The sequence below is a fragment of the Streptomyces sp. NPDC048584 genome (assembly GCF_043199595.1).
GTDB classification, from domain to species: Bacteria; Actinomycetota; Actinomycetes; order Streptomycetales; family Streptomycetaceae; genus Streptomyces; species Streptomyces edwardsiae.
This window is the reverse complement of the sequence record NZ_JBICWF010000008.1, coordinates 54,268-75,386: the sequence shown is the minus strand read 5'-3', so window position 1 is coordinate 75,386 and position 21,119 is coordinate 54,268. Positions and strand designations below refer to the sequence as shown.

The following is a 21,119-nucleotide window of genomic DNA, read 5'->3' as shown; positions in this document are numbered from 1 at the left end:
CCCCTGCCACGCATTTTCGACGGCGGCCCTCCCCCGCGAGGTGCGGCCATGCGCGTGACAAGCCGGGTGCGCGCTCCACGCGCGGCGTCACCGGGCACGCCCCGCCGGATGGGACAGTCTTGAATAAGAGGCACACAACACGGCGTAGCCGCACACACTACGGCGCAGTGGAACGAACAAGGCGAAACAGGAGTCCGTGCACGACATGAGCGACGAGCCGCAGCCGCAGCAGCCGGAGAAGGGCTGGGCGCCGAGAGACCCCCGGGCGGCCGGCGCCCCCAAGAAGCCCGGACGCACCGGCTGGCGCCGGTTCGTCCCCACCTGGCGCATGACCCTCGGCGGGCTCCTCATCACCGCCACCGTCGTCGTCGGCGGCTTCTTCCTCGGCTACCACCTCGTACGGATCCCCGCCGCCAACGCCCTCGCCACCCAGCAGGCCAACGTCTACCTCTACGCCGACGGCACCGTCATCGCCCGCGACGGCGAGGTCAACCGGGAGAACGTCACCCTCTCCCAGATCTCCGAGGACGCCCAGCACGCCGTCCTCGCCGCCGAGGACCGGGACTTCTACACCGAGTCCGCCATCGACCCCCAGGCCATGGTCCGCGCCGCCTGGAACACCGCCACCGGCAAAGGCCGCCAGTCCGGCTCCACCATCACCCAGCAGTACGTGAAGAACTACTACCTCCGCCAGGAGCAGACCGTCACCCGCAAGGTGAAGGAGTTCTTCATCTCCATCAAGCTCGACCGCGAACAGACCAAGGACCAGATCCTCGAGGGCTACCTCAACACCAGCTTCTTCGGCCGCGGCGCCTACGGCATCCAGTCCGCCGCCCACGCCTACTACGGCATCGACGCCGCCGAGCTCGACGCCGGCCGCGCCGCCTACCTCGCCGCCCTCGTCAACGCCCCCAGCCAGTACGACGTCATCACCCACCCCGAGAACCGCGACACCGTCGAACACCGCTGGAACTACGTCCTCGACGGCATGGTCGACGAAGGCTGGCTCGGCGTCGCCGAACGCGCCGGCATGAAGTTCCCGATGCCGGAGAAGACCACCGTCTCCACCAGCCTCTCCGGCCAGCGCGGTTACATCGTCAACATCGTCAAGAACCACCTCGTCCAGAACGACATCGTCGACGAGGCCGCCCTCGGCACCGGCGGCTACCGCATCACCACCACCCTGCAGAAGGACAAGCAGGACGCCTTCGTCGACGCCGTCAACGACAACCTCATGGACCGCCTCGACCAGAAGAACCGCAAGGCCGACACCTACGTCCGGGCCGGCGGCGCCTCCGTCGACGTCAAGACCGGCAAGGTCGTCGCCATGTACAACGGCATCGACTACGTCAAGCAGTACACCCCCAACGCCACCCGCCGGGACTTCCAGGTCGGCTCCAGCTTCAAGCCGTTCGTCTTCACCGCCGCCGTCGAGAACGGCTCCCGCACCCAGGACGGCCGCCCCATCACCCCCAACGCCATCTACGACGGCAACAGCGAACGCCCCGTCCAGGGCTGGCCCGGCGCCCGCTACGCCCCCGAGAACGAGGACCACCGCGACTACGGCGACATCACCGTCCGCGAGGCCACCGACAAGTCCGTCAACGCCGTCTACGCGCAGATGGCCACCGACGTCGGCCCCGACCGCGTCCGCGAGACCGCCGTCGCCCTGGGCCTGTCCGAGGACACCCCCAGCCTCGACGACGCCGGGCCCTCCATCGCCCTCGGTGTCGCGACCGCCAGCGTCCTCGACATGGCCGAGGCCTACGCCACCCTCGCCAACCACGGCAAACACGGCGACTACACCATGATCGAGAAGATCACCCAGAACGGCCGGAACGTCGAACTGCCCGAACGGCACACCCGCCAGGCCGTCACCCGCCAGGCCGCCGACACCACCACCTCCGTGCTGCGCGGCGTCGTCGAGAACGGCACCGCCACCGCCGCCCAGACCGCCGGCCGCCCCGCCGCCGGCAAGACCGGCACCGCCGAGGAGGACACCGCCGCCTGGTTCGCCGGCTACACCCCCGACCTCGCCACCGTCGTCGCCGTCATGGGCCAGGACCCGGTCACCGCCGGCCACAAACCCCTCTACGGCGTCATGGGCCTCCCCAGGATCAACGGCGGCGGCGCCCCGGCCGAGATCTGGGGCCAGTACACCCGCGAAGCCCTCGACGGCGTACCGGTCACGCCCTTCAGCCTGCGGCTCCAGCCCGGCGCCTACAAGACCCAGCCGCCGCCCAGCGACTCCAGCAACAGCCCGTCCTTCTCCGGCGAACCCGACGACAGCGACAGCGGGGCGCCGGACGGGAGGGACACGGGGACGGAGACGGGGACGGACGAGGAGTCCGCCGACGGCCAGGACGAGCCGGAGACACCCCGGCGGCAGACCGACGGCAGCGCGGCGCCCACCGACGACACCGGCGAGAGCGACGCCAACGGAGACGAGAACCCCGTCTCCGACGGCCTCACCGGCGCACTCACCCAGGGCACCCGCTGGGACGAGTGACCCGGCCCTCCGCTCTCAGTGCCCGGACGTCGCCTTCAGCCCCACCACCGCCACCAGCAGCAGACAGATGAAGAAGATCCGCGCCGCCGTCACCGGCTCACCCAGCACCCACATGCCCAGCACCGCGGCCCCGGCCGCGCCGATGCCCACCCACACGCCGTACGCCGTACCGATCGGCAGCGTACGAGCCGCGTACGACAGCAGCAGCATGCTCGCCACGATGCCCGCGCCGGTCAGCACACTCGGGACCAGACGGGTGAAACCGTCGGTGTACTTCATCCCCACCGACCAGCCGACCTCCAGCAGACCGGCGATCACCAGCAGAACCCACGCCATGACAGGCACCTCCGGGACACGAACGGAAACGGGGGTGCGTCGTCTTTGCCTTCACCCCGGTACGGCGCGTCTCGTCGGGGCCCTCACGGGTCCCCCCAGCCTAGGCCCCGCCCGGCCCGGACACACGAAAAGGGCTGGTGACCATGGTCACCAGCCCTTTCCGGCCATTGAACTACAGGTACAAACCCGTCGAATCCTCGGAACCCTCGAAACGGTCCGCGGCCACCGCGTGCAGATCGCGCTCCCGCATCAGCACATACGCCGTGCCCCGCACCTCGACCTCCGCCCGGTCCTCCGGGTCGTACAGCACCCGGTCGCCCGGCTCCACGGTCCGGACGTTCTGCCCCACCGCGACCACGTCGGCCCAGGCCAGCCGGCGGCCCACCGCCGCCGTCGCGGGAATCAGGATGCCGCCCCCCGAACGCCGCTCGCCCTCACCCGCGTCCTGCCGCACGAGTACGCGATCGTGCAGCATCCGGATGGGGAGCTTGTCGTCCTGGGAACCGTGCTCGAGTCTCTTGGCGCTCACGTCCTGAAACCTACCTGCCTCCGGGCCGGCCGCACGCCGCCGGGGTCAACGCCTGCGCCGACGGGTCCCCAGGGCCAGCAGCCCCACGGCACCCACCACCAGCACCGCCACCGGAACGACCCGCTCCAGCCGCGGCGAGCCCTCCGGGTCCACGAACTGTGCCTTCACATCGCTCACCACCCCGTTGACACGGACGTACGCCCGGCCCAGCGTGTGATCCACGTTCGACACCACGCGGGCCTTGGCATCCCCCACGATCGTCTTCGGATGCACCCGCACACCGATCTCGTCCAGGGTCTCGGCCAGCACCGCACGGCGGCGCCTGATGTCCGCCTCGATCTGCGCCGGGGTTCTGGTGTCCGCCGTGTCCGCCACCGTGCCGCCTCCGATATCCGCTGATACCTGTGTGTACCTGTGCCGGACAGTCTGTCAGCTTCACACCGCCACGCACGGTCAGGACCCCCGGTTACCCTCGATCCCGGCACCCGATCCACGCACGAGGAGACCCGACCGATGAGTGAACGCCTCCAGCCCGGGGACGAGGCCCCCGCCTTCACCCTGCCCGACGCCGACGGCAACGAGGTGTCCCTGGCCGACCACAAGGGCCGCAAGGTCATCGTCTACTTCTACCCGGCCGCCCTCACTCCCGGCTGCACCAAGCAGGCCTGCGACTTCACGGACAACCTCGACCTGCTGGCCGGCGCCGGCTACGACGTCATCGGCATCTCCCCCGACAAGCCGGAGAAGCTCGCCAAGTTCCGCGAGGCGGAGTCCCTGAAGGTCACCCTCCTCGCCGACCCGGAGAAGACGGTCCTGGACGCCTACGCCGCCTACGGCGAGAAAAAGAACTACGGCAAGACCTACCTGGGCGTCATCCGCTCCACGATCGTGGTGGACGAGCAGGGCAAGGTCGAGCACGCCCTCTACAACGTCCGGGCGACGGGCCACGTGGCCAAGATCATCAAGGATCTGGGGATCTGACCCCGCTGCCCGGCCGCTAGCATGGCCGGGCAGCATCACGCGGCCGTGGTGGAACTGGCAGTCACGCTGGGTTTAGGTCCCAGTGGGGTAACTCCCGTGAGGGTTCGAGTCCCTCCGGCCGCACCGGTGTTCAGCCCAGCAGATCCCGTACCGCCGGGACCAGGGCGCGGAACGCCTTGCCCCGGTGGCTGATCGCGTTCTTCTCGGCGGCCGTCAGTTCCGCGCACGTCCTCGTTTCGCCCTCCGGCTGGAGGATCGGGTCGTAGCCGAAGCCTCCCGTGCCGGAGGGGGTGTGGCGGAGGGTGCCCTTCAGGTGGCCTTCGACCACTCGTTCCGTGCCGTCGGGCAGGGCCAGGGCCGCCGCGCAGGCGAAGTGGGCCGCCCGGTGCGGGGGCTCGATGTCCGCGAGCTGGGCCAGGAGCAGGTCCAGGTTGGCCTTGTCGTCGCCGTGGGTGCCGGACCAGCGGGCGGAGAAGATGCCGGGGGCGCCGTTCAGGACGTCGACGCAGAGGCCGGAGTCGTCGGCGACCGCGGGGAGGCCGGTCGCCCGGGCCAGGGCGTGGGCCTTGAGGAGGGCGTTCTCGGCGAAGGTGACGCCGGTTTCCCTGACGTCGGGGATGTCGGGGTAGGCGTCGGCGCCGACGAGTTCGTGGGGCAGGCCCGCGTCCGTGAGGATCGACCGGAGTTCGGTGATCTTTCCGGTGTTGCGGGTGGCGAGGATGAGGCGGGTCATGGGCCCAAGTATCCCTGGGCCCATGCTCGGGTCCTTACGGCGTACAGACCTTGGTGAGTTCGCCGGCCGCGTCGGTGACGGGGCTGATGTCGGGGGTCTCGTCGCCGTTCTGGATGGAGGTGCGGACGTTCCCGACGGCCGTCTGGAGGTCGTCGACGGCCTTGCCGACGTCGGCGTTGTCGGTCTTGTCGCCGATCTCGCCGAGGTTCTTGTCTATGGAGTCGAGGGATTCCTCGAGTTGGGTCAGGTCGTCGCCGGCGTTCTCGACGGCCTGCTGCATGTCGGTGACGCTGTCGGCGATGGCGTCGGCGGTCTGGACGCAGTCCAGTGCCTTGTCGACGGCGGCGCAGCCGGTGGTGAGTCCGGCGGTCAGCGCGACGGCCGCCAGGGTGGCGGCGACGGCTGCGGTGCGGCGTCGGCGGCTCGCGGCCATGGATGGGTCCCTCCCCTTTGTAGGGCCGGTGGGGCCCTGGTCGTCGGCCGGGCGCCCGGGGTCGATCCGTGCGCCCGTACCCCTTGAGACGCGGCGGTGGCCGGCGCGGTTGCCCGCGTCGGCCACGTGCCTTGGTGTGTCTTTTACCTTTCGAGGACCGTTTCAAGCGCGGCGCGCTGGACCGCGGTGAGTTCGGCGCAGCCGGTGACGGCGAGGCCGAGGAGGGCGTTCAGTTCGTCGCGGGCGAAGGGTTCGGCCTCGGCGGTGCCCTGGACTTCGACGAAGCGGCCGTCGCCGGTGCAGACGACGTTCATGTCGGTGTCGGCCTTGACGTCCTCCTCGTAGCGGAGGTCGAGGAGGGGGACCCCGGCGACGATGCCGACGGACACGGCGCTGACCGTGCCGGTGAGGGGCTGGCGGCCGGCGCGGATGAGCTTCTTGCCCTGGGCCCAGTGAATGGCGTCGGCGAGGGCGACGTAGGAGCCGGTGATGGCGGCGGTGCGGGTGCCGCCGTCGGCCTGGAGGACGTCGCAGTCGAGGACGACGGTGTTCTCGCCGAGGGCCTTGTAGTCGATGACGGCGCGCAGGGAGCGGCCGATGAGGCGGCTGATCTCGTGGGTGCGGCCGCCGATGCGGCCGCGGACCGATTCGCGGTCGCCGCGGGTGTTGGTGGCGCGGGGCAGCATCGCGTACTCGGCGGTGACCCAGCCCTCGCCGCTGCCCTTGCGCCAGCGGGGGACGCCTTCGGTGACGGAGGCGGTGCAGAGGACCTTGGTGTCGCCGAAGGAGACGAGGACGGAGCCTTCGGCGTGCTTGCTCCAGCCGCGTTCGATGGTGACCGGGCGGAGTTGTTCGGGGGTGCGGCCGTCGATTCGAGACATGGCGCCGAGCCTAGCCGTACAGGGGTGGGGGCCCCTTCCGGATGCGTGGACGGGGCCCCGAAGGTGTAAGCGGGGGTGCTTACATCATGTCTTCGATCTCGGCCGCGACGGGGTCGGCGTCGGTGCCGATGACGACCTGGATGGCGCTGCCCATCTTGACGACGCCGTGGGCGCCGGCGGCCTTGAGGGCGGCTTCGTCGACCTTGGCGGGGTCCACGACTTCGGTGCGGAGGCGGGTGATGCAGCCTTCGACCTCTTCGATGTTGTCGATGCCGCCGAGCCCGGCAACGATCTTCTCAGCCTTGGTGGCCATGTTCGTTCTCCCTGATCCGAACCGCTTTGTCGCAGTAACCCACAGTTGGCCCATCTTTGCGAGCGGTCCCGTCGTGGGTGCCGAATGATGGCGTCACGACAGCGGTACCGTCCTGCCTCACTGGTCTACACCACCGGGTGGACTGCCGCCAAACCCGTCGTCACCGCCGCGGATCGAGGGGGCCCTGATGAGTGCCGAGAGTTCCGGCGCCGGGAGTGCGGTCTCTCCCGCGCGGGAGGGCTGGAACCGTTTGTTCCAGGGTTTGCAGAAGATGGGCCGGAGTCTGCAGTTGCCGATCGCGGTGCTGCCGGCCGCGGGCATTCTGAACCGGCTGGGGCAGCCGGACGTGTTCGGGGACGAGGGTCTGGGCTGGACGGACGTCTCCAAGGTGATGGTGGGTGCGGGCGGGGCGCTGCTGGACGGTTCGCTGGGGCTGCCGCTGCTGTTCTGTGTGGGTGTGGCCATCGGGATGGCGAAGAAGTCGGACGGATCCACGGCGCTCGCGGCGGTGGCCGGGTTCCTCGTCTACTACAACGTGCTGCGCCAGTTCCCGGAGGACTGTCCCGGGGGCTCGAAGGCGGTGCCGATGGTGGGCTGCCAGGTGTCGGACGGGACGGTCACGGCGTTCACGTTCCAGAATCCGGGGGTTTTCGGCGGCATCGTGATCGGTTTGATGGCGGCGTACTTCTGGCAGCGGTTCCACCGTACGCGGCTGGTGGACTGGCTCGGCTTCTTCAACGGGCGGCGGCTGGTGCCGATCATCATGGCGTTCGCGGCGATCGTGTTCGCCGCGTTGTGTCTGTGGGTGTGGCCGCCGATCGGTGACGCGCTGGAGAGTTTCAGCGACTGGATGGACGGGCTGGACGCGTGGGGCGCCGGTGTGTTCGGTCTGGCGAACCGGGCGTTGCTGGTGGTGGGGCTGCATCAGTTCCTGAACGTGCCCATCTGGTTCCAGTTCGGCTCGTACACGCGGCCGGACGGCACGGTGGTGCACGGGGACATCAACATGTTCCTGGCGGGTGATCCGGACGCGGGGCAGTTCACCTCGGGGTTCTTCCCGATCATGATGTTCGCGCTGCCGGCGGCGGCGCTGGCGATCACGCACTGTGCGAAGCCGCACCGGCGCAAGGAGGTCGGCGGGCTGATGCTGTCGGTGGCGCTGACGTCGTTCGTCACGGGGATCACGGAGCCGATCGAGTACTCGTTCCTGTTCGTCGCCCCCTTGCTGTACGTGGCGCACGCGGTGCTGACGGGTGTGTCGATGGCGGTGACGTGGGGGTTGGGGGTGCACGACGGGTTCAGTTTCTCGGCGGGGCTGATCGACTACGTCATCAACTGGAACCTGGCGACCCGGCCGTGGGCGATCATCCCGATCGGGCTGTGCTTCGCGGCGGTGTACTACGCGATCTTCCGGTTCGCGATCACGCGGTTCGATCTGCGGACTCCGGGGCGGGAGCCGGAGGAGGAGGTCGAGGACGCGGCGAAGGGGTGATCTCGTAGGCTGGAGGCGGCTTGTGGAGCCCTCGGACCTGGTGGTCCGGGGGCTTTTCGGTGCGCCTTCGCGCGGGTTCCGTTTAACCGGTGCGGCGGCCACCGTGTGTAGCCCGGCGATAGCAGGAATCGTGGGTTCCTTATGCGGCCTTCATCGTGCTACAACAGGTCTACACCACTAGTGGTGTAGACCACCACCGATGGAGGAAGTATGAGCACCGCCACCGCCTCGGCGGCCCCCGCGAAGAAGCGGGGATCCGGCCTGTTCCAGGGCCTGCAGAAGGTCGGCCGCAGCCTTCAGCTCCCGATCGCCGTCCTGCCGGCGGCGGGCATCCTGCTCCGGCTGGGCCAGCCGGACGTGTTCGGCGCGGACGGCCTGGGCTGGGGCAAGGTGGCGGACGTGTTCGCCACCGCTGGTGACGCCGTCTTCGCGAACCTGCCCCTGCTGTTCTGCGTCGGCATCGCCATCGGGTTCGCCAAGAAGGCCGACGGCTCCACCGCCCTCGCCGCGCTGGTGGGCTTCCTCGTCTACAAGAACGTCCTGACCGCCTTCCCGATCACCGAGGCCAAGGTCACCAAGGGTGCGGACATCGCCGCCACCTACAACGACCCGAAGGTCCTCGGCGGCATCGTCATGGGCCTGATAGCCGCGGTCGTCTGGCAGCGTTACCACCGCACCAAGCTCCCCGACTGGCTGGGCTTCTTCAACGGCCGCCGCCTCGTGCCGATCCTGATGGCGTTCATCGGCACCGCCGTCGGTGTCCTGTTCGGCCTGGTGTGGGAGCCCATCGGCGGTGTCATCACCGACTTCGGCGAATGGATGACCGGGCTCGGCGCAGTCGGCGCCGGCATCTTCGGCGCGATCAACCGCGCCCTGCTCCCGGTGGGCATGCACCAGTTCGTCAACACGGTGGCCTGGCAGGAGATCGGTTCCTTCAAGGACTCCGCCGGTGCCGTCTGGCACGGTGACCTGCCGCGCTTCTTCCACGGCGACCCGACCGCCGGCCAGTTCATGACGGGCTTCTTCCCGATCATGATGTTCGCCCTGCCGGCCGCTGCCCTGGCCATCACCCACTGTGCCCGTCCCGAGCGCCGCAAGGCCGTCGGCGGCATGATGGTCTCCCTCGCGCTGACCTCGTTCGTCACCGGCATCACCGAGCCGATCGAGTTCGCGTTCATGTTCATCGCGCCGGTGCTGTACGTCATCCACGCCGTACTGACCGCCATCTCGATGGCCGTCACCTGGGCGCTGGGCGTGCACCACGGCTTCAGCTTCTCGGCCGGCGCCATCGACTACTTCCTGAACTGGAACCTGGCGACCAAGCCATGGCTGATCATCCCGATCGGTCTGGTGTTCGCGGCGATCTACTACGTGGTCTTCCGCTTCGCGATCACCAGGTTCAACCTGACCACTCCGGGCCGCGAGCCCGAGGAGGAGGTCGAGGACCTCACCAAGGCGTGAGCGGTCCCGTACGAACGGGAGGGCCCCGGAACCGAGTTCGGTTCCGGGGCCCTCCCCTTTGCGCCTGGTCAGATCACGTACGTCGCTCCCGGCGCCGCCAACCCCACCGGGCCGTCGTACGCCGTGCGGGCGTCGGTGAGGTTGATCTGCGGGTCGGTCCACGGGGGGATGTGGGTGAGGATCAGGCGGCGGGCGCCCGCGCGGGCCGCCGTCTCCCCCGCCTCGCGGCCGTTGAGGTGCAGGTCGGGGATGTTCTCCTTGCCGTGCGTGAACGCGGCCTCGCACAGGAAGAGGTCGGCGTCGCGGGCGAGGTCGTCGAGCGCGGGGCTCACTCCGGTGTCGCCGGAGTACGTAAGCGTCCTCCCGCCGTGTTCGATACGGATGCCGTACGCCTCGACCGGGTGCGCGACGCGCTCGGTGTGGACGAGGAACGGGCCGATCTCGAAGGTGGACGGCTTGACGGTGTGGAAGTCGAAGACCTCGCTCATGGAGGAGGCCGTGGGTGTGTCGGCGTAGGCGGTGGTCAGCCGGTGCTCGGTGCCCTCGGGGCCGTAGACCGGCAGGGGGGCGCAGCGGCCGCCTTCGTGCCGGTAGTAACGGGCCACGAAGTAGGCGCACATGTCGATGCAGTGGTCGGCGTGCAGATGGCTGAGGAAGATCGCGTCGAGGTCGTAGAGACCGCAGTGGCGCTGCAGCTCGCCGAGGGCGCCGTTGCCCATGTCGAGGAGCAGCCGGAAGCCGTCGGCTTCGACGAGGTAGCTCGAGCAGGCCGATTCCGCGGACGGGAACGACCCCGAGCAGCCGACGACGGTGAGCTTCATGAAGCAGAAACCTCCGCTGGCGGGTGTGGGAAGACGGGGGTCGTGCGGTTTGTCGAGCGTAAGGCGCAAAACCTGTGGTCGCTCCTCCGCCAGGGGCTGTTGTGGGCGAACTCACCTGTGCTGTCACCGGTTCGGCTGGATGGGGCGCATGCCGGGGCGGGAAGGGGCGCGCGGTGGCGGTGCACGCCGGTACGGTCGGGACATGGACACGGCCTGGTGGCTCGCGCTCGCCGCGGTGGTACTGCTCGGGTTCGTCACGGCGCTCGTCGACGGGTGGGGCCGGGGGCACCGGCCCCGGCGACGGCGTGGGCCGGGGCGGCGGGACGGCGAGCGGAAGTGAGCCCGCGCGGGACATGCGAAAGGGGCCGGAGCACGGCTCCGGCCCCTCGGTCACGCACGCGGCGTCACGCCCAGAGCTGGCCCTGGAGGGTGTCGATGGCCTCTTCGGTGGTGGCGGCGGTGTAGACGCCGGTCGAGAGGTACTTCCAGCCGCCGTCGGCGACGACGAAGACGACGTCGGCGCTCTCGCCCGCCTTGACCGCCTTGTTGGCGACGCCGATCGCCGCGTGCAGGGCGGCGCCGGTGGAGACACCGGCGAAGATGCCCTCCTGCTGGAGGAGTTCGCGGGTGCGGGTGACGGCGTCGGCGGAGCCGACGGAGAAGCGGGTGGTGAGGACGGAGGCGTCGTACAGCTCGGGGACGAAGCCCTCGTCGAGGTTGCGCAGGCCGTAGACGAGGTCGTCGTAGCGCGGTTCGGCGGCGACGATCCTGACCTCGGGCTTGTTCTCGCGCAGATAGCGGCCGACGCCCATGAGGGTGCCGGTGGTGCCGAGGCCGGCCACGAAGTGGGTGATGGACGGCAGGTCGGCGAGGATCTCGGGGCCGGTGGTCGCGTAGTGGGCGCCGGCGTTGTGGGGGTTGCCGTACTGGTAGAGCATCACCCAGTCGGGGTGCTCGGCGGAGAGTTCCTTGGCGACGCGTACGGCGGTGTTGGAGCCGCCCGCGGCCGGGGAGGAGATGATCTCGGCGCCCCACATGCCGAGCAGGTCCCGGCGTTCCTGGGAGGTGTTCTCGGGCATCACGCAGACCATGCGGTAGCCCTTGAGCCTGGCGGCCATGGCCAGGGAGATGCCGGTGTTGCCGCTGGTGGGCTCGAGGATGGTGCAGCCCGGGGTGAGGCGGCCGTCCTTCTCCGCCTGCTCGATCATGAAGAGGGCGGGGCGGTCCTTGATGGAGCCGGTGGGGTTGCGGTCCTCCAGCTTCGCCCAGATGCGGACGTCGGCGGACGGCGACAGCCGCGGCAGGCGCACCAGAGGGGTGTTGCCCACCGCGGCCAGCGGGGAGTCGTAACGCATCCGGTATCAGGCCATACCACCGGCGACGGCCGGCAGGATCGTGACGCTGTCGCCGTCGGTCAGCTTGGTGTTGATGCCGTCGAGGAAGCGGACGTCCTCGTCGTTGAGGTAGACGTTGACGAAGCGGCGCAGCTGCTCGCCGTTCGCCTCGTCGATGAGGCGGGCGTGGATGCCCGTGTGCCGGGTCTCGAGGTCGGTGAAGAGCTCGGCGAGGGTGTTCCCGGTGCCGTCCACCGCTTTCTGACCGTCGGTGTACTGGCGGAGGATGGTCGGGATGCGGACCTCGATGGCCATGGCTGAGGGCTCCTGTCGGAAGTGTCTGTCGTGGGTACGTAAGGGCGCGCGGGGGCGCGCGGCAGTTCGCCGCGGCTCACGGCCCACGGCGGCAGCGGAAGATCAACAGATGGCGCTGTTCAGCCTGCACAGGTCGACGTGCAGCCGCGCCACGAGCAGCGTGCCCGGCGTCGTTTCGCTCACGTCATGGAGAACCATGGGGTCATCGTATCGATTCCCGGACGGGTTCCCGGAGTGTGATCTCACGCTTCGGACACCTTCCTTCCGCGATACGGGATCGGGGGTCTGCCGTCCGGTTCAGTACGCCTCTAGGATCTTGACCTCCTCCTCGGTGATCTCGCCCTCGACGATGCGGAACGAGCGGAACTGGAACTCTCCGGAGCCGTCGGTGTCGGCGGTGGAGACCAGGACGTAGTGGGCGCCGGGCTCGTTGGCATAGGTGACGTCGGTGCGGGAGGGGTAGGCCTCGGTGGCGGTGTGGGAGTGGTAGATGACCACGGGCTCCTCGTCCCGGTCGTCCATCTCCCGGTACAGCTTCAGCAGGTCCTGGGAGTCGAACTCGTAGAAGGTGGGCGAGCGCGCCGCGTTCAGCATGGGGATGAAGCGCTCGGGGCGGCCGGCGCCCACCGGGCCCGCCACCACGCCGCACGCCTCGTCGGGGTGGTCCTCGCGGGCGTGGGCGACGATCCGGTCGTACAGGTCCTGGGTGATGGTCAGCATGGGGCCCAGGATAGGCAACGGGCCGTTCCGTACCGAGGGGTGGTACGGAACGGCCCGTATGCCGGACGCCTGAGCGGTGGGCGCAGGGGGTGCCACGAGTACTCCCTGCGTCCCGGCGTCCCGGGTGGTGGTCAGCCCACCTTCTCGAAGTCGCCTTCGTCGCGGCGGGTGACCTGCGGATTGCGGGACTTCAGGACGGCCCAGCCGACCCCGAGGGCCGCGGCCCAGCCGGCCATCACATAGAGGCAGATCCTGGCATCCTCGTCGATCACGATCAGGCCCAGGACGAAGACCAGGAACGCGATGGCGATGTAGGAGCAGACGGAGCCGCCGGGAGCCGGGAAGGACGACGCGGGCAGCCGGCCCGCGACGACCTTGCGGCGGTAGAGGACGTGGCTGATCAGGATCATCAGCCAGGTCCAGATACCGGCCGCGGTGGCGACGGAGGTGACGTAGCCGAAGGCCTTCTCGGGGACGACGTAGTTCAGGACGACGCCGACGCCCATGAAGACCACGGAGGTGGTGATGCCGAGCGCCGGGGTCTTGGTGGAGGACAGCCTCCGGAAGATCTGCGGGGCCTCCCCGTTGTCGGCGAGGTTGCGCAGCATGCGGCCGGTGGAGTACATGCCGGAGTTGCAGGAAGACAGGGCCGCCGTGAGGACGACGAAGTTGACGATGCCGGCGCCGGCCGGGATGCCGATGACCGCGAACGCCTTCACGAAGGGGCTCGCGTCGGCGGAGAACTCGGTCCACTTGACGACGCACAGGATGACGGTGAGGGCGCCGACGTAGAAGAGGGCGATGCGCCAGGGCAGGGTGTTGATCGCCTTGGGCAGGGTCTTCTCGGGGTTCTCGGACTCGCCCGCCGTGACGCCGACGAGTTCGACGGCGAGGTAGGCAAACATGACGCCCTGCAGCGTCATCAGGGACGAGCCGATGCCCTTGGGGAAGAAGCCGTCGAAGGCCCAGAGGTTGGAGACGGCGGCGGTGTCACCGGCCTGGCTGAAGCCGAGGGTGAGGACGCCGAGGCCGATCACGATCATGCCGATGATGGCGGTGACCTTGACCATCGAGAACCAGAACTCGATCTCGCCGAACAGCTTCACCGAGATCAGGTTGGCGCCGAACAGGATGACCAGGAAGACCAGGGCCGATGTCCACTGCGGGATGGCCGGGAACCAGTAGTTGATGTAGATGGCGGCGGCGGTCAGCTCGGCCATGCCGGTGACCACCCACATCAGCCAGTACGTCCAGCCGGTGAAGTAGCCGAAGAACGGGCCGAGGAATTCGCGCGAGTACTCGGCGAACGAGCCCGAGACGGGACGGTAGAGCAGCAGCTCGCCGAGGGCCCGCATGATGAAGAAGATGATGACGCCGGCCAGGGCGTACATGACGATCAGGCTGGGGCCCGCCTTGGCGATGTTCGCGCCGGCTCCCAGGAAGAGGCCGACGCCGATGGCGCCGCCGATCGCGATCATCTGGACCTGGCGGCTGTTGAGGCCGCGCTCGTACCCCTCTTCGGGTACGGACTCCGTGTCGACCTGCGGTGAGGCCATGTGTGGTGCGCCTTTCTCCATGCCGACCCGGGCCGCTGTCGGCCCCGGATCGGGTCTCGATCCCCCCGGACTGATGGAGCTGGGCGGGCTCTGGGAGTCCGCCCGTGCCTGGCCGGCGGTCGCCGGCTCGGTGGCGCACCCGGCGGAACATTCGGGTGGTGTTCGCCGGGCGGTCGTGAAGATTTATCACGGCCGCCATACTGATCACAGGGTCGGTCTGTGGCGTGCTTCACAGGGAGAAGCGGACAAAAGACACCTGAAGAGCCCATAGATGGCGGGCTCTTTCACAGATTCGTTATCCGGATTTGAGTGTCCTCTGAGCGAACACGTCAGCGCACTTTTCCGGACATCCCGCGCCGACTCACGGCATGGTGGTCACCCGGACGGGGTCAGGGTGTCCGGTGTATGAGGACGCCGCGGGCATGTGCCGGACAGGTCCTAGGACACAAGGGTGTTGACGAGGGTCTCCTGGAGGCCGCCGAGCCACAGGTAGGCCATCACCATCGGCTTGCGCGGGTCCTCGTCGGGAAGATGGAAGAGGAGGTCGCTGTCGTCCTCGTCGCTGATCTCCAGGCGGGAGCCGATGGCGAGGCGCAGGTCGTTGAGGGCGCCGAGCCACTGCCGGGACCTCTCCGGCGAGAGTTCCAGTATCGCTCCGCCCTCCCCGGCCGGACTGAGCGCGTCCAGGGAGCGGATCACCGCGAGGGCGTTGTCGCGTTTGCCGGCCCGCAGGTCGTTCTCGGTGTAGCGGCGGAACTCGGCGGAGTACGCCTTCTGCTCCTCGGCCTTCTCGGGCCCGGGGGTGCCCTCGGGGTCGCGGTAGGCGTCCGGGAAGAGGCGGTGCAGCACCGGGTCGGAGGGGGGTTCGCTCGGACCCTCGGCGAAGAGTTCGGCGAGCGGGTCGCCGGAGGCGTCCTCGGCCGGGCCGGGGCCGATGAGCTCCAGCAGCTGCACGGCGAGGGACCGGATGATGGAGATCTCGACGTCGTCGAGGGCGACGGCCGCGCCGCCGCCGGGGAGCGGTTCGAAGTGTCCTGGCATGGCGGCGATTCGCTGCTTCCGGTCCTGCGGGCGGGGGCGGGTCATGTCCGGTTCGGTCATGTCCGGATCGGTCACTTGCGGTCGTGCTGGAGGGTGGCCCACAGTCCGTAGCCGTGCATGGCCTGGACGTCGCGTTCCATCTCCTCGCGGGTGCCGCTGGAGACGACCGCCCGGCCCTTGTGGTGGACGTCCAGCATGAGCTTGGTGGCCTTGTCCTTGGGATAGCCGAAGTACGACTGGAAGACGTACGTCACATAGCTCATGAGGTTGACCGGGTCGTTGTGCACGATCGTGACCCACGGGACGTCGGGCTCGGGTACGGCGAAGACCTCCTCCGCCGACTCGGTGCGTTCGATCTCCAGGGGTGCGGGTGACGTCACACGCCCCATGCTGCCACCGCAGGGGGGTGGACGCACAAACCGGCCCGCTGTTCCGGCGCCCGAACTGAAATCGTCAAACTGACGAAATGGGGGTAGCATCCCTCGTATGCGGCACATACCGGGGGACACCCCCCGGACCCCCGGCCTGCCCGGGGGTGCCCGGCGAGTCACGACGAGGAGAGTTCGGTGGACGTAGCGGATCTTGGGCTGCCGGTGGATGTTCCGTCGACGGCGCTCTTCACCGACCAGTACGAGCTGACCATGCTGCGCGCCGCACTGAAGGCCGGTACGGCCGAGCGGCGCAGCGTGTTCGAGGTCTTCACCCGGCGGCTGCCGGACGGCCGCCGCTACGGCGTGGTGGCCGGCACCGGGCGGGTCCTGGACGCGGTGGAGAACTTCCGCTTCGGCCCGGACATGATCCGGTTCCTGCGGGCGAACGACATCGTCGACGAGGAGACCCTGGACTGGCTCGCCGGCTACCGCTTCTCCGGGAACATCTGGGGCTACCCGGAGGGCGAGGTGTACTTCCCGGGCTCACCGATCATGCGGGTCGAGGGCAGTTTCGCGGAGTGCGTGCTGCTGGAGACGGTGATCCTGTCGATCCTCAACCACGACTCGGCCATCGCCGCGGCGGCCTCCCGGATGTCGTCGGCGGCCGGGGACCGGCCGCTGATCGAGATGGGCGCCCGGCGCACCCACGAGCTGGCCGCGGTGGCCGCCTCGCGGGCCGCGTACATCGGCGGCTTCACCTCCACCTCCGACCTCGCGGCCGGTTTCCGCTACGGCATCCCCACCGTGGGCACCTCCGCGCACGCCTTCACCCTGCTCCACGACAGCGAGCGGGACGCCTTCCGGGCCCAGGTGGACTCCCTCGGCGGCGGTACGACGCTGCTGGTGGACACCTATGACGTGGCCGAGGCGGTCCGTACGGCCGTGGAGGTCGCGGGGCCGGAGCTGGGCGCCGTACGGATCGACTCCGGGGACCTGCTGCTGGTGGCGCACCGGGTGCGGCAGCAGCTGGACGAGCTGGGCGCCACCGGCACGAAGATCATCGTGACCTCGGACCTGGACGAGTACGCCATCGCCTCGCTGGCGGCGGCGCCCGTGGACGCGTACGGGGTCGGCACCCAGTTGGTGACCGGCTCGGGGCACCCGACGGCGTCCATGGTGTACAAGCTGGTCGCCCGCGCCGAGTCCGCGGACCCGAAGGCGCCGCTGGTGCCGGTGGCGAAACGATCCACCGGCGGGAAGACCTCCATCGGCGGCCGCAAGTGGGCCGCGCGGCGGCTGGACGCGTACGGCGTCGCCGAGGCGGAGGTGATCGGCACGGGGGCCGTCCCGGAGGAGGCGGCCGGGCGGGAGCTGCTGGTGCCGCTGGTGTCGGGCGGTGAGGTGATCGCCCGGGAGCCGCTGGACGTGGTCCGCGAGCGGCACGCGGCCGCGCGGGCGGGGCTGCCGCTGTCGGCCACGCAGCTGTCGCGGGGGGAGCCGGTGCTTCCCACCGAGTACGTGCATGTGGGGTCGGGCGGTTAGCCGCCTGTCCTGCCCCTGTCCGTGTCGTCCGTCGTTCAATAGGCTCGGGGGTTACCCGTCCCCGGGCCGTCCGTCTCATAGCCGAAGGACATCTGTCATGCGCCGCGCACTGATCGTCGTTGACGTGCAGAACGACTTCTGCGAGGGGGGCAGCCTCGCCGTGGCCGGCGGGGCGGATGTGGCCGCCGCCATCACCGAGCTGATCGGGCAGGCCGCGTCGGCCGGCGGGTACCGCCATGTCGTGGCCACCCGCGATCACCACATCGCGCCCGGCGGGCACTTCGCCGACAACCCCGACTTCGTACGGTCCTGGCCGGCGCACTGCGTCGCCGGGACGGAGGGGGTCGGGTTCCATCCGAACTTCGCGCCCGCGGTGACGTCGGGGGCGGTGGACGCCGTGTTCTCGAAGGGGGCCTACTCGGCCGCCTACAGCGGGTTCGAGGGGGTCGACGAGAACGGGGAGTCGTTGGCGGAGTGGCTGCGGGAGCGGGCGGTGGACGAGGTGGACGTGGTGGGGATCGCCACGGATCACTGTGTGCGGGCCACCGCGGTGGACGGGGTGCGGGAGGGGTTTCGGGTGCGGGTGCTGTTGTCTTTGACGGCGGGGGTTGCTGCGGGGACCACGGAGCGGGCGTTGGATGAGCTGCGCTCGGCGGGGGTGGAGCTGTCGGGTAAGCCTGTGGTGCAGTGAGCCCTGTGTTTGTGGGTGGGCCTGGGCTGGTCAGTGGGCCTGGGCTGGTCAGTGGGCCTGGGCCGGGGTCTGCCGGGGGTGGGTTCGGCTCGCGGCGCCGAGCCGGTGCCGCCGCGCCCACCCGTGCCGCCCTGCGGCACGATTGCCCGCGGCTGCGGGGGTGGGGGCTGCCCACGGCTGCGGGGGCGGGGGCTGCCCGCGGCTGCGCGGCTACTGCCTCAGCAGGGCTTTTATGGGGTGCCAGAGTTCCAGGGTGAGGGCGGGGTCTGCGGGGGTCGTGCGCCATATGAGGCCGTCCGGGTGGTGGAGGACGGCGGTGATCTCGTCGGGGGTGGGCGGGGCCGCGTTGCCTCGGAGGTAGACGGCGCGCAGGCCCAGGTTGCGGAGCCTGGTCAGGGCTCGGGCGCGGTTTCGGGCGTGGACGAGGACGCGGACTCCGGCGGGGGCGTCGGCGGCGGGGCTGGGCAGGTTGAGTGCCACCACCACCGTGCCGTTCGGCAGCTTGGAGAAACCTCCGGCGCTCATGCGGTCGTACCCCCGGGGTCGGCCTGTGTCGTCACAGGTGTCAATAAGAGAGCCACGGGAGGCACCTAAACACGGATCGGCGGTGACCCGCCAGGGGGTCACCGCCGATCATGCTCCGACCTGCGGAGATGCTACTTACCTACCTGCGGGGCCGACCTCGAGCTCGATGGTCGAGCCGTCCTTGGCCTCCTTGTTGATCTTGATCTTGGTGTTGGTGTCAGTGACCTTGACACTTCCACCGGGGTTCGCCGCGTCGTAGTAGGTGTTCGTGCGGTCGTTGAAGACCGGCACGCCCTTCGACGAGGGGATCCACGTGGCCACGTCCGCCTTGTGCAGCAGCATCCCGTCGGTGCGGAACTTGCTGAAGGTGGCGTCGTAGGTCTGGACGCGGTTGCGCATCAGCGTTCCGTCGGACCACTTCAGCGCGGTCGGGTGCGCGTCGATCGGGAGGACCAGACCGGCGCCCGGGTGCTCGCTGGTGTTGTTGTCCGCCTGGGAGGTGTCCCACTTCCAGATCAGCAGGCCGTTCTGGTACGCGTAGTGCTCGACCCAGTCCGGGCGGGACGTGAAGCCGAAGTTGTACGGGCCGACCTCGAGGGTCTTGTCGTACGACACGTACTGGCGGTTCTCGGCGATGTAGTACTGGGCGTAGTCCTTGGTGAAGGACGCGCCCTGGCGGGTGAAGCCGTTCGCCGTCCAGGCGGCGTCCGCGCTCTCCGCGTTGTCGGAGAAGAGCGGCGTGCCGTCCGCGGTCACCGTGATCTGGTCGGCCGTGAAGCCCTTGAGGGCCACGCCGCCGTCGCTCTGGTAGCGGAAGCGCAGGTCGACCTTCTGGCCGGCGTAGGCGTCCAGGGAGTACGCGAACTTCTTGTAGCCGTCGAGCGTGCCGTGCAGGGCCGGCTTGTCGCTGCCGTCGCGCGGGATCGGCTGGCCGTCGACCGTTCCGTCGAGGGCGGTCCAGTTGGCGCCGCCGTCGGTGGACACCTCGGTGTAGAGGTAGTCGTAGTTGGCCTCGATCTCGTACCAGCCGTCGAAGGTGAGCTCGGCGGCGGACTTGCCGGTCAGGTCGACCGAACGCGTCAGCGTGTTCTTGAGGTTGTCACCGCTGCCGCTCCACCACTGCGTCTGCCCCTCGGCCGGCGGGACGATCTCGGTGGTCACGGCCTTCTTCGGCAGCGTGACGACCAGGCCCTGCTTGTGCTTGGTGTTGTACTCGGCGACACCCAGCTTGTGCCAGGAGTTGACGCCCGCCTTGGCGGTGTCGTAGTTCAGCCAGCCCAGCTGGAGCTTGTCCCAGGCGGTCATGTCGCCGGGCAGGTTGCCGATCTCCTTCTTCCCGGTGCCGAGCCAGGAACCGGAGGACATCAGCGTCCAGAAGCCGGTGGAGTTCTCGCCGCCGGCGGTGTCGTAGAGGTCCGGCAGACCGAGGTCGTGGCCGTACTCGTGGGCGAAGACGCCGAGTCCGCCGTTCTCCGGCTGGATGGTGTAGTCGCCGACCCAGATGCCGGTGGAGCCGATCTGCGATCCGCCGAGCCGGTTCTGGTCCGGGCCGGTGGCGCCGGCGTCGGTGCCGAAGGCGTACCAGCGGTGGGCCCAGATGGCGTCGGTGCCCTGGACGCCGCCGCCCGCGGACTCGTCCTCACCGGCGTGCACGATCTGGAAGTGGTCGATGTAGCCGTCGGGCTCGTTGAAGTCGCCGTCGCCGTCGAAGTCGTAACGGTCCCACTCGTCGAAGCGGGTGACGTCCGCCTTGATCTGGGCGTCGGTACGGCCGGCCGCCTTCTGCTCGGCGACCCAGGCGTTCAGACCGTCGCTGACGACGTTCCACACGCTCGGGCAGTTGGTGTCGCCGCAGGCGTTGTTGCCGTAACGGGCCTCGTTGTACGGGACCTTGACCCAGTCGGACACCTCACCCTCGACCGAGTAGCGGCCGGAGGACTGCTTCTCGTAGTAGGTCTTGACCGAGTCGACGCCCTTGCCGGACCCGAAGTACAGGTCGTCGAAGTGCTGCTGGTCGTAGTCCTCCTGCCAGGCCGTGGAGTTGTCCTTCTTGCGGTCCGGCTTGGCGATCTGGTTGTGCTCCGGGCCGGCGTCGCCGCCGTAGCGGCTGTCGACCTGGTCGCCGAACTCGACGAGGATGGTGAAGATCTTGTCGGTCTTCTCCCGGCCGAGCTCCACGTACTTGCTGTCGCCCTTTTTGCTCTTGAGCTGGACGACCTTCGAACCATCACGGTTCTTGACCGAGGTCTTACCTGATATGACCTGGTTGAGAGCTTCCTCGCGCTGAGCCGCCTGCGTCTTGGAGAGCGGGCCCTCGAGGTCGTGCTCGACGTGCTGGTTCGACGCCGGGTCGTGCCGGTCCACGGCGCTGGGGCGATCGGCGCTGTCCGCCGAATCGGCCTGGGCCACGGTGAACGCAGAGCACGTGGCGGTGGCCGCCGCGAGGGCCACGCCTATCGCGGTCGCTCTGAACGTCCAGGGTCTACTGCTCACTTGAGATCCCCTCCCGCGTGCGTGCGCGCGGCCGAAGGAGGT

At 69.3% G+C, this 21,119-nt stretch carries 24 protein-coding genes, 1 tRNA gene and 1 riboswitch; of the genes, 8 read left to right on the top strand and 17 right to left on the bottom strand.

Features of this window, described 5'->3' with window-relative positions; translation table 11 throughout:
• The first annotated feature begins 205 nt into the window (after window positions 1-205).
• Complete coding sequence (locus ACGFR9_RS19035) at window positions 206-2,509, top strand: transglycosylase domain-containing protein (RefSeq protein WP_393209742.1); 2,304 nt, start codon at window positions 206-208, stop codon at window positions 2,507-2,509.
• 15 nt (window positions 2,510-2,524) lie between these two features.
• Here ACGFR9_RS19035 and ACGFR9_RS19030 read toward each other — a convergent pair whose 3' ends face one another.
• From ACGFR9_RS19030 to ACGFR9_RS19020, 3 genes are all read right to left on the bottom strand, one after another.
• Complete coding sequence (locus ACGFR9_RS19030; protein ID WP_030224734.1) at window positions 2,525-2,845, bottom strand: multidrug efflux SMR transporter; 321 nt, start codon at window positions 2,843-2,845, stop codon at window positions 2,525-2,527.
• Between the two features lie 33 nt (window positions 2,846-2,878).
• Window positions 2,879-2,940: riboswitch (guanidine-III (ykkC-III) riboswitch) on the bottom strand.
• A gap of 77 nt (window positions 2,941-3,017) precedes the next feature.
• Window positions 3,018-3,320, bottom strand: coding sequence for a co-chaperone GroES (locus ACGFR9_RS19025; protein WP_311646272.1), 303 nt, complete (start codon window positions 3,318-3,320; stop codon window positions 3,018-3,020).
• 99 nt (window positions 3,321-3,419) lie between these two features.
• Window positions 3,420-3,749: a DUF3618 domain-containing protein gene (locus ACGFR9_RS19020; RefSeq protein WP_393209738.1), complete on the bottom strand. Its 330-nt coding sequence runs from the start codon at window positions 3,747-3,749 to the stop codon at window positions 3,420-3,422.
• Between the two features lie 138 nt (window positions 3,750-3,887).
• Here ACGFR9_RS19020 and bcp point away from each other — a divergent pair, with 138 nt between their 5' ends.
• Complete coding sequence (gene bcp, locus ACGFR9_RS19015; protein WP_030224740.1) at window positions 3,888-4,355, top strand: thioredoxin-dependent thiol peroxidase; 468 nt, start codon at window positions 3,888-3,890, stop codon at window positions 4,353-4,355.
• Window positions 4,356-4,394: 39 nt separating this feature from the next.
• Window positions 4,395-4,478, top strand: a tRNA-Leu gene (locus ACGFR9_RS19010).
• A gap of 7 nt (window positions 4,479-4,485) precedes the next feature.
• Here ACGFR9_RS19010 and rdgB read toward each other — a convergent pair.
• The 4 genes from rdgB to ACGFR9_RS18990 all read right to left on the bottom strand — a co-directional run bounded on the left by rdgB (window position 4,486) and on the right by ACGFR9_RS18990 (window position 6,715).
• Complete coding sequence (gene rdgB, locus ACGFR9_RS19005) at window positions 4,486-5,088, bottom strand: RdgB/HAM1 family non-canonical purine NTP pyrophosphatase (RefSeq protein ID WP_030224743.1); 603 nt, start codon at window positions 5,086-5,088, stop codon at window positions 4,486-4,488.
• A 34-nt stretch (window positions 5,089-5,122) separates the two neighbouring features.
• Complete coding sequence (locus ACGFR9_RS19000; RefSeq protein ID WP_030224745.1) at window positions 5,123-5,521, bottom strand: hypothetical protein; 399 nt, start codon at window positions 5,519-5,521, stop codon at window positions 5,123-5,125.
• Between the two features lie 143 nt (window positions 5,522-5,664).
• The gene (gene rph, locus ACGFR9_RS18995; RefSeq protein ID WP_393209733.1) at window positions 5,665-6,402 is read right to left on the bottom strand and encodes a ribonuclease PH; all 738 of its coding nucleotides are present in this window, start codon (window positions 6,400-6,402) and stop codon (window positions 5,665-5,667) included.
• 79 nt (window positions 6,403-6,481) lie between these two features.
• A complete protein-coding gene (locus ACGFR9_RS18990; protein ID WP_030224752.1) occupies window positions 6,482-6,715 on the bottom strand; it encodes a glucose PTS transporter subunit EIIB in 234 nt (77 codons plus the stop codon).
• Window positions 6,716-6,902: 187 nt separating this feature from the next.
• Between ACGFR9_RS18990 and ACGFR9_RS18985 the strand changes: the two genes are divergently transcribed.
• Window positions 6,903-8,207: a PTS transporter subunit EIIC gene (locus tag ACGFR9_RS18985; RefSeq protein WP_030224753.1), complete on the top strand. Its 1,305-nt coding sequence runs from the start codon at window positions 6,903-6,905 to the stop codon at window positions 8,205-8,207.
• A 210-nt stretch (window positions 8,208-8,417) separates the two neighbouring features.
• Complete coding sequence (locus ACGFR9_RS18980; protein ID WP_393209728.1) at window positions 8,418-9,668, top strand: PTS transporter subunit EIIC; 1,251 nt, start codon at window positions 8,418-8,420, stop codon at window positions 9,666-9,668.
• Between the two features lie 68 nt (window positions 9,669-9,736).
• Here the strand turns inward: ACGFR9_RS18980 and ACGFR9_RS18975 are convergent, their stop codons facing one another.
• On the bottom strand, window positions 9,737-10,489 hold the full coding sequence (locus ACGFR9_RS18975) for an MBL fold metallo-hydrolase (protein WP_311646243.1): 753 nt from the start codon (window positions 10,487-10,489) through the stop codon (window positions 9,737-9,739).
• Between the two features lie 202 nt (window positions 10,490-10,691).
• Between ACGFR9_RS18975 and ACGFR9_RS18970 the strand changes: the two genes are divergently transcribed.
• Entirely contained in the window at window positions 10,692-10,829 is a 138-nt protein-coding gene (locus ACGFR9_RS18970) for a hypothetical protein (RefSeq protein WP_393210448.1), read from the top strand.
• A gap of 64 nt (window positions 10,830-10,893) precedes the next feature.
• Here the strand turns inward: ACGFR9_RS18970 and ACGFR9_RS18965 are convergent, their stop codons facing one another.
• From ACGFR9_RS18965 to clpS, 7 genes are all read right to left on the bottom strand, one after another.
• Window positions 10,894-11,844: a PLP-dependent cysteine synthase family protein gene (locus ACGFR9_RS18965; RefSeq protein ID WP_393209725.1), complete on the bottom strand. Its 951-nt coding sequence runs from the start codon at window positions 11,842-11,844 to the stop codon at window positions 10,894-10,896.
• 6 nt (window positions 11,845-11,850) lie between these two features.
• Complete coding sequence (locus ACGFR9_RS18960; protein ID WP_393209722.1) at window positions 11,851-12,138, bottom strand: MoaD/ThiS family protein; 288 nt, start codon at window positions 12,136-12,138, stop codon at window positions 11,851-11,853.
• Between the two features lie 102 nt (window positions 12,139-12,240).
• Window positions 12,241-12,336, bottom strand: coding sequence for a putative leader peptide (locus ACGFR9_RS18955; RefSeq protein WP_311646246.1), 96 nt, complete (start codon window positions 12,334-12,336; stop codon window positions 12,241-12,243).
• A gap of 99 nt (window positions 12,337-12,435) precedes the next feature.
• Window positions 12,436-12,858, bottom strand: coding sequence for a Mov34/MPN/PAD-1 family protein (locus ACGFR9_RS18950; protein WP_393209719.1), 423 nt, complete (start codon window positions 12,856-12,858; stop codon window positions 12,436-12,438).
• Between the two features lie 131 nt (window positions 12,859-12,989).
• Window positions 12,990-14,414: an amino acid permease gene (locus ACGFR9_RS18945; RefSeq protein ID WP_393209716.1), complete on the bottom strand. Its 1,425-nt coding sequence runs from the start codon at window positions 14,412-14,414 to the stop codon at window positions 12,990-12,992.
• Between the two features lie 438 nt (window positions 14,415-14,852).
• Window positions 14,853-15,455: a DUF2017 domain-containing protein gene (locus ACGFR9_RS18940; RefSeq protein WP_393210411.1), complete on the bottom strand. Its 603-nt coding sequence runs from the start codon at window positions 15,453-15,455 to the stop codon at window positions 14,853-14,855.
• Window positions 15,456-15,526: 71 nt separating this feature from the next.
• Window positions 15,527-15,844, bottom strand: coding sequence for an ATP-dependent Clp protease adapter ClpS (gene clpS, locus ACGFR9_RS18935; protein ID WP_030224767.1), 318 nt, complete (start codon window positions 15,842-15,844; stop codon window positions 15,527-15,529).
• A 177-nt stretch (window positions 15,845-16,021) separates the two neighbouring features.
• On the opposite strand from clpS, the gene ACGFR9_RS18930 reads away from it, so the two are divergent.
• Together ACGFR9_RS18930 and ACGFR9_RS18925 are read left to right on the top strand one after the other, a co-directional pair.
• Window positions 16,022-17,368, top strand: a complete 1,347-nt coding sequence (locus ACGFR9_RS18930) for a nicotinate phosphoribosyltransferase (RefSeq protein WP_393209712.1) — start codon at window positions 16,022-16,024, stop codon at window positions 17,366-17,368.
• 97 nt (window positions 17,369-17,465) lie between these two features.
• Window positions 17,466-18,059, top strand: a complete 594-nt coding sequence (locus tag ACGFR9_RS18925; protein WP_393209709.1) for an isochorismatase family protein — start codon at window positions 17,466-17,468, stop codon at window positions 18,057-18,059.
• Window positions 18,060-18,269: 210 nt separating this feature from the next.
• Here ACGFR9_RS18925 and ACGFR9_RS18920 read toward each other — a convergent pair whose 3' ends face one another.
• Both ACGFR9_RS18920 and ACGFR9_RS18915 read right to left on the bottom strand, forming a co-directional pair.
• The gene (locus ACGFR9_RS18920; protein ID WP_393209706.1) at window positions 18,270-18,584 is read right to left on the bottom strand and encodes a hypothetical protein; all 315 of its coding nucleotides are present in this window, start codon (window positions 18,582-18,584) and stop codon (window positions 18,270-18,272) included.
• Window positions 18,585-18,719: 135 nt separating this feature from the next.
• Window positions 18,720-21,077, bottom strand: coding sequence for an immune inhibitor A domain-containing protein (locus ACGFR9_RS18915; protein WP_393209703.1), 2,358 nt, complete (start codon window positions 21,075-21,077; stop codon window positions 18,720-18,722).
• Window positions 21,078-21,119: the final 42 nt, after the last annotated feature.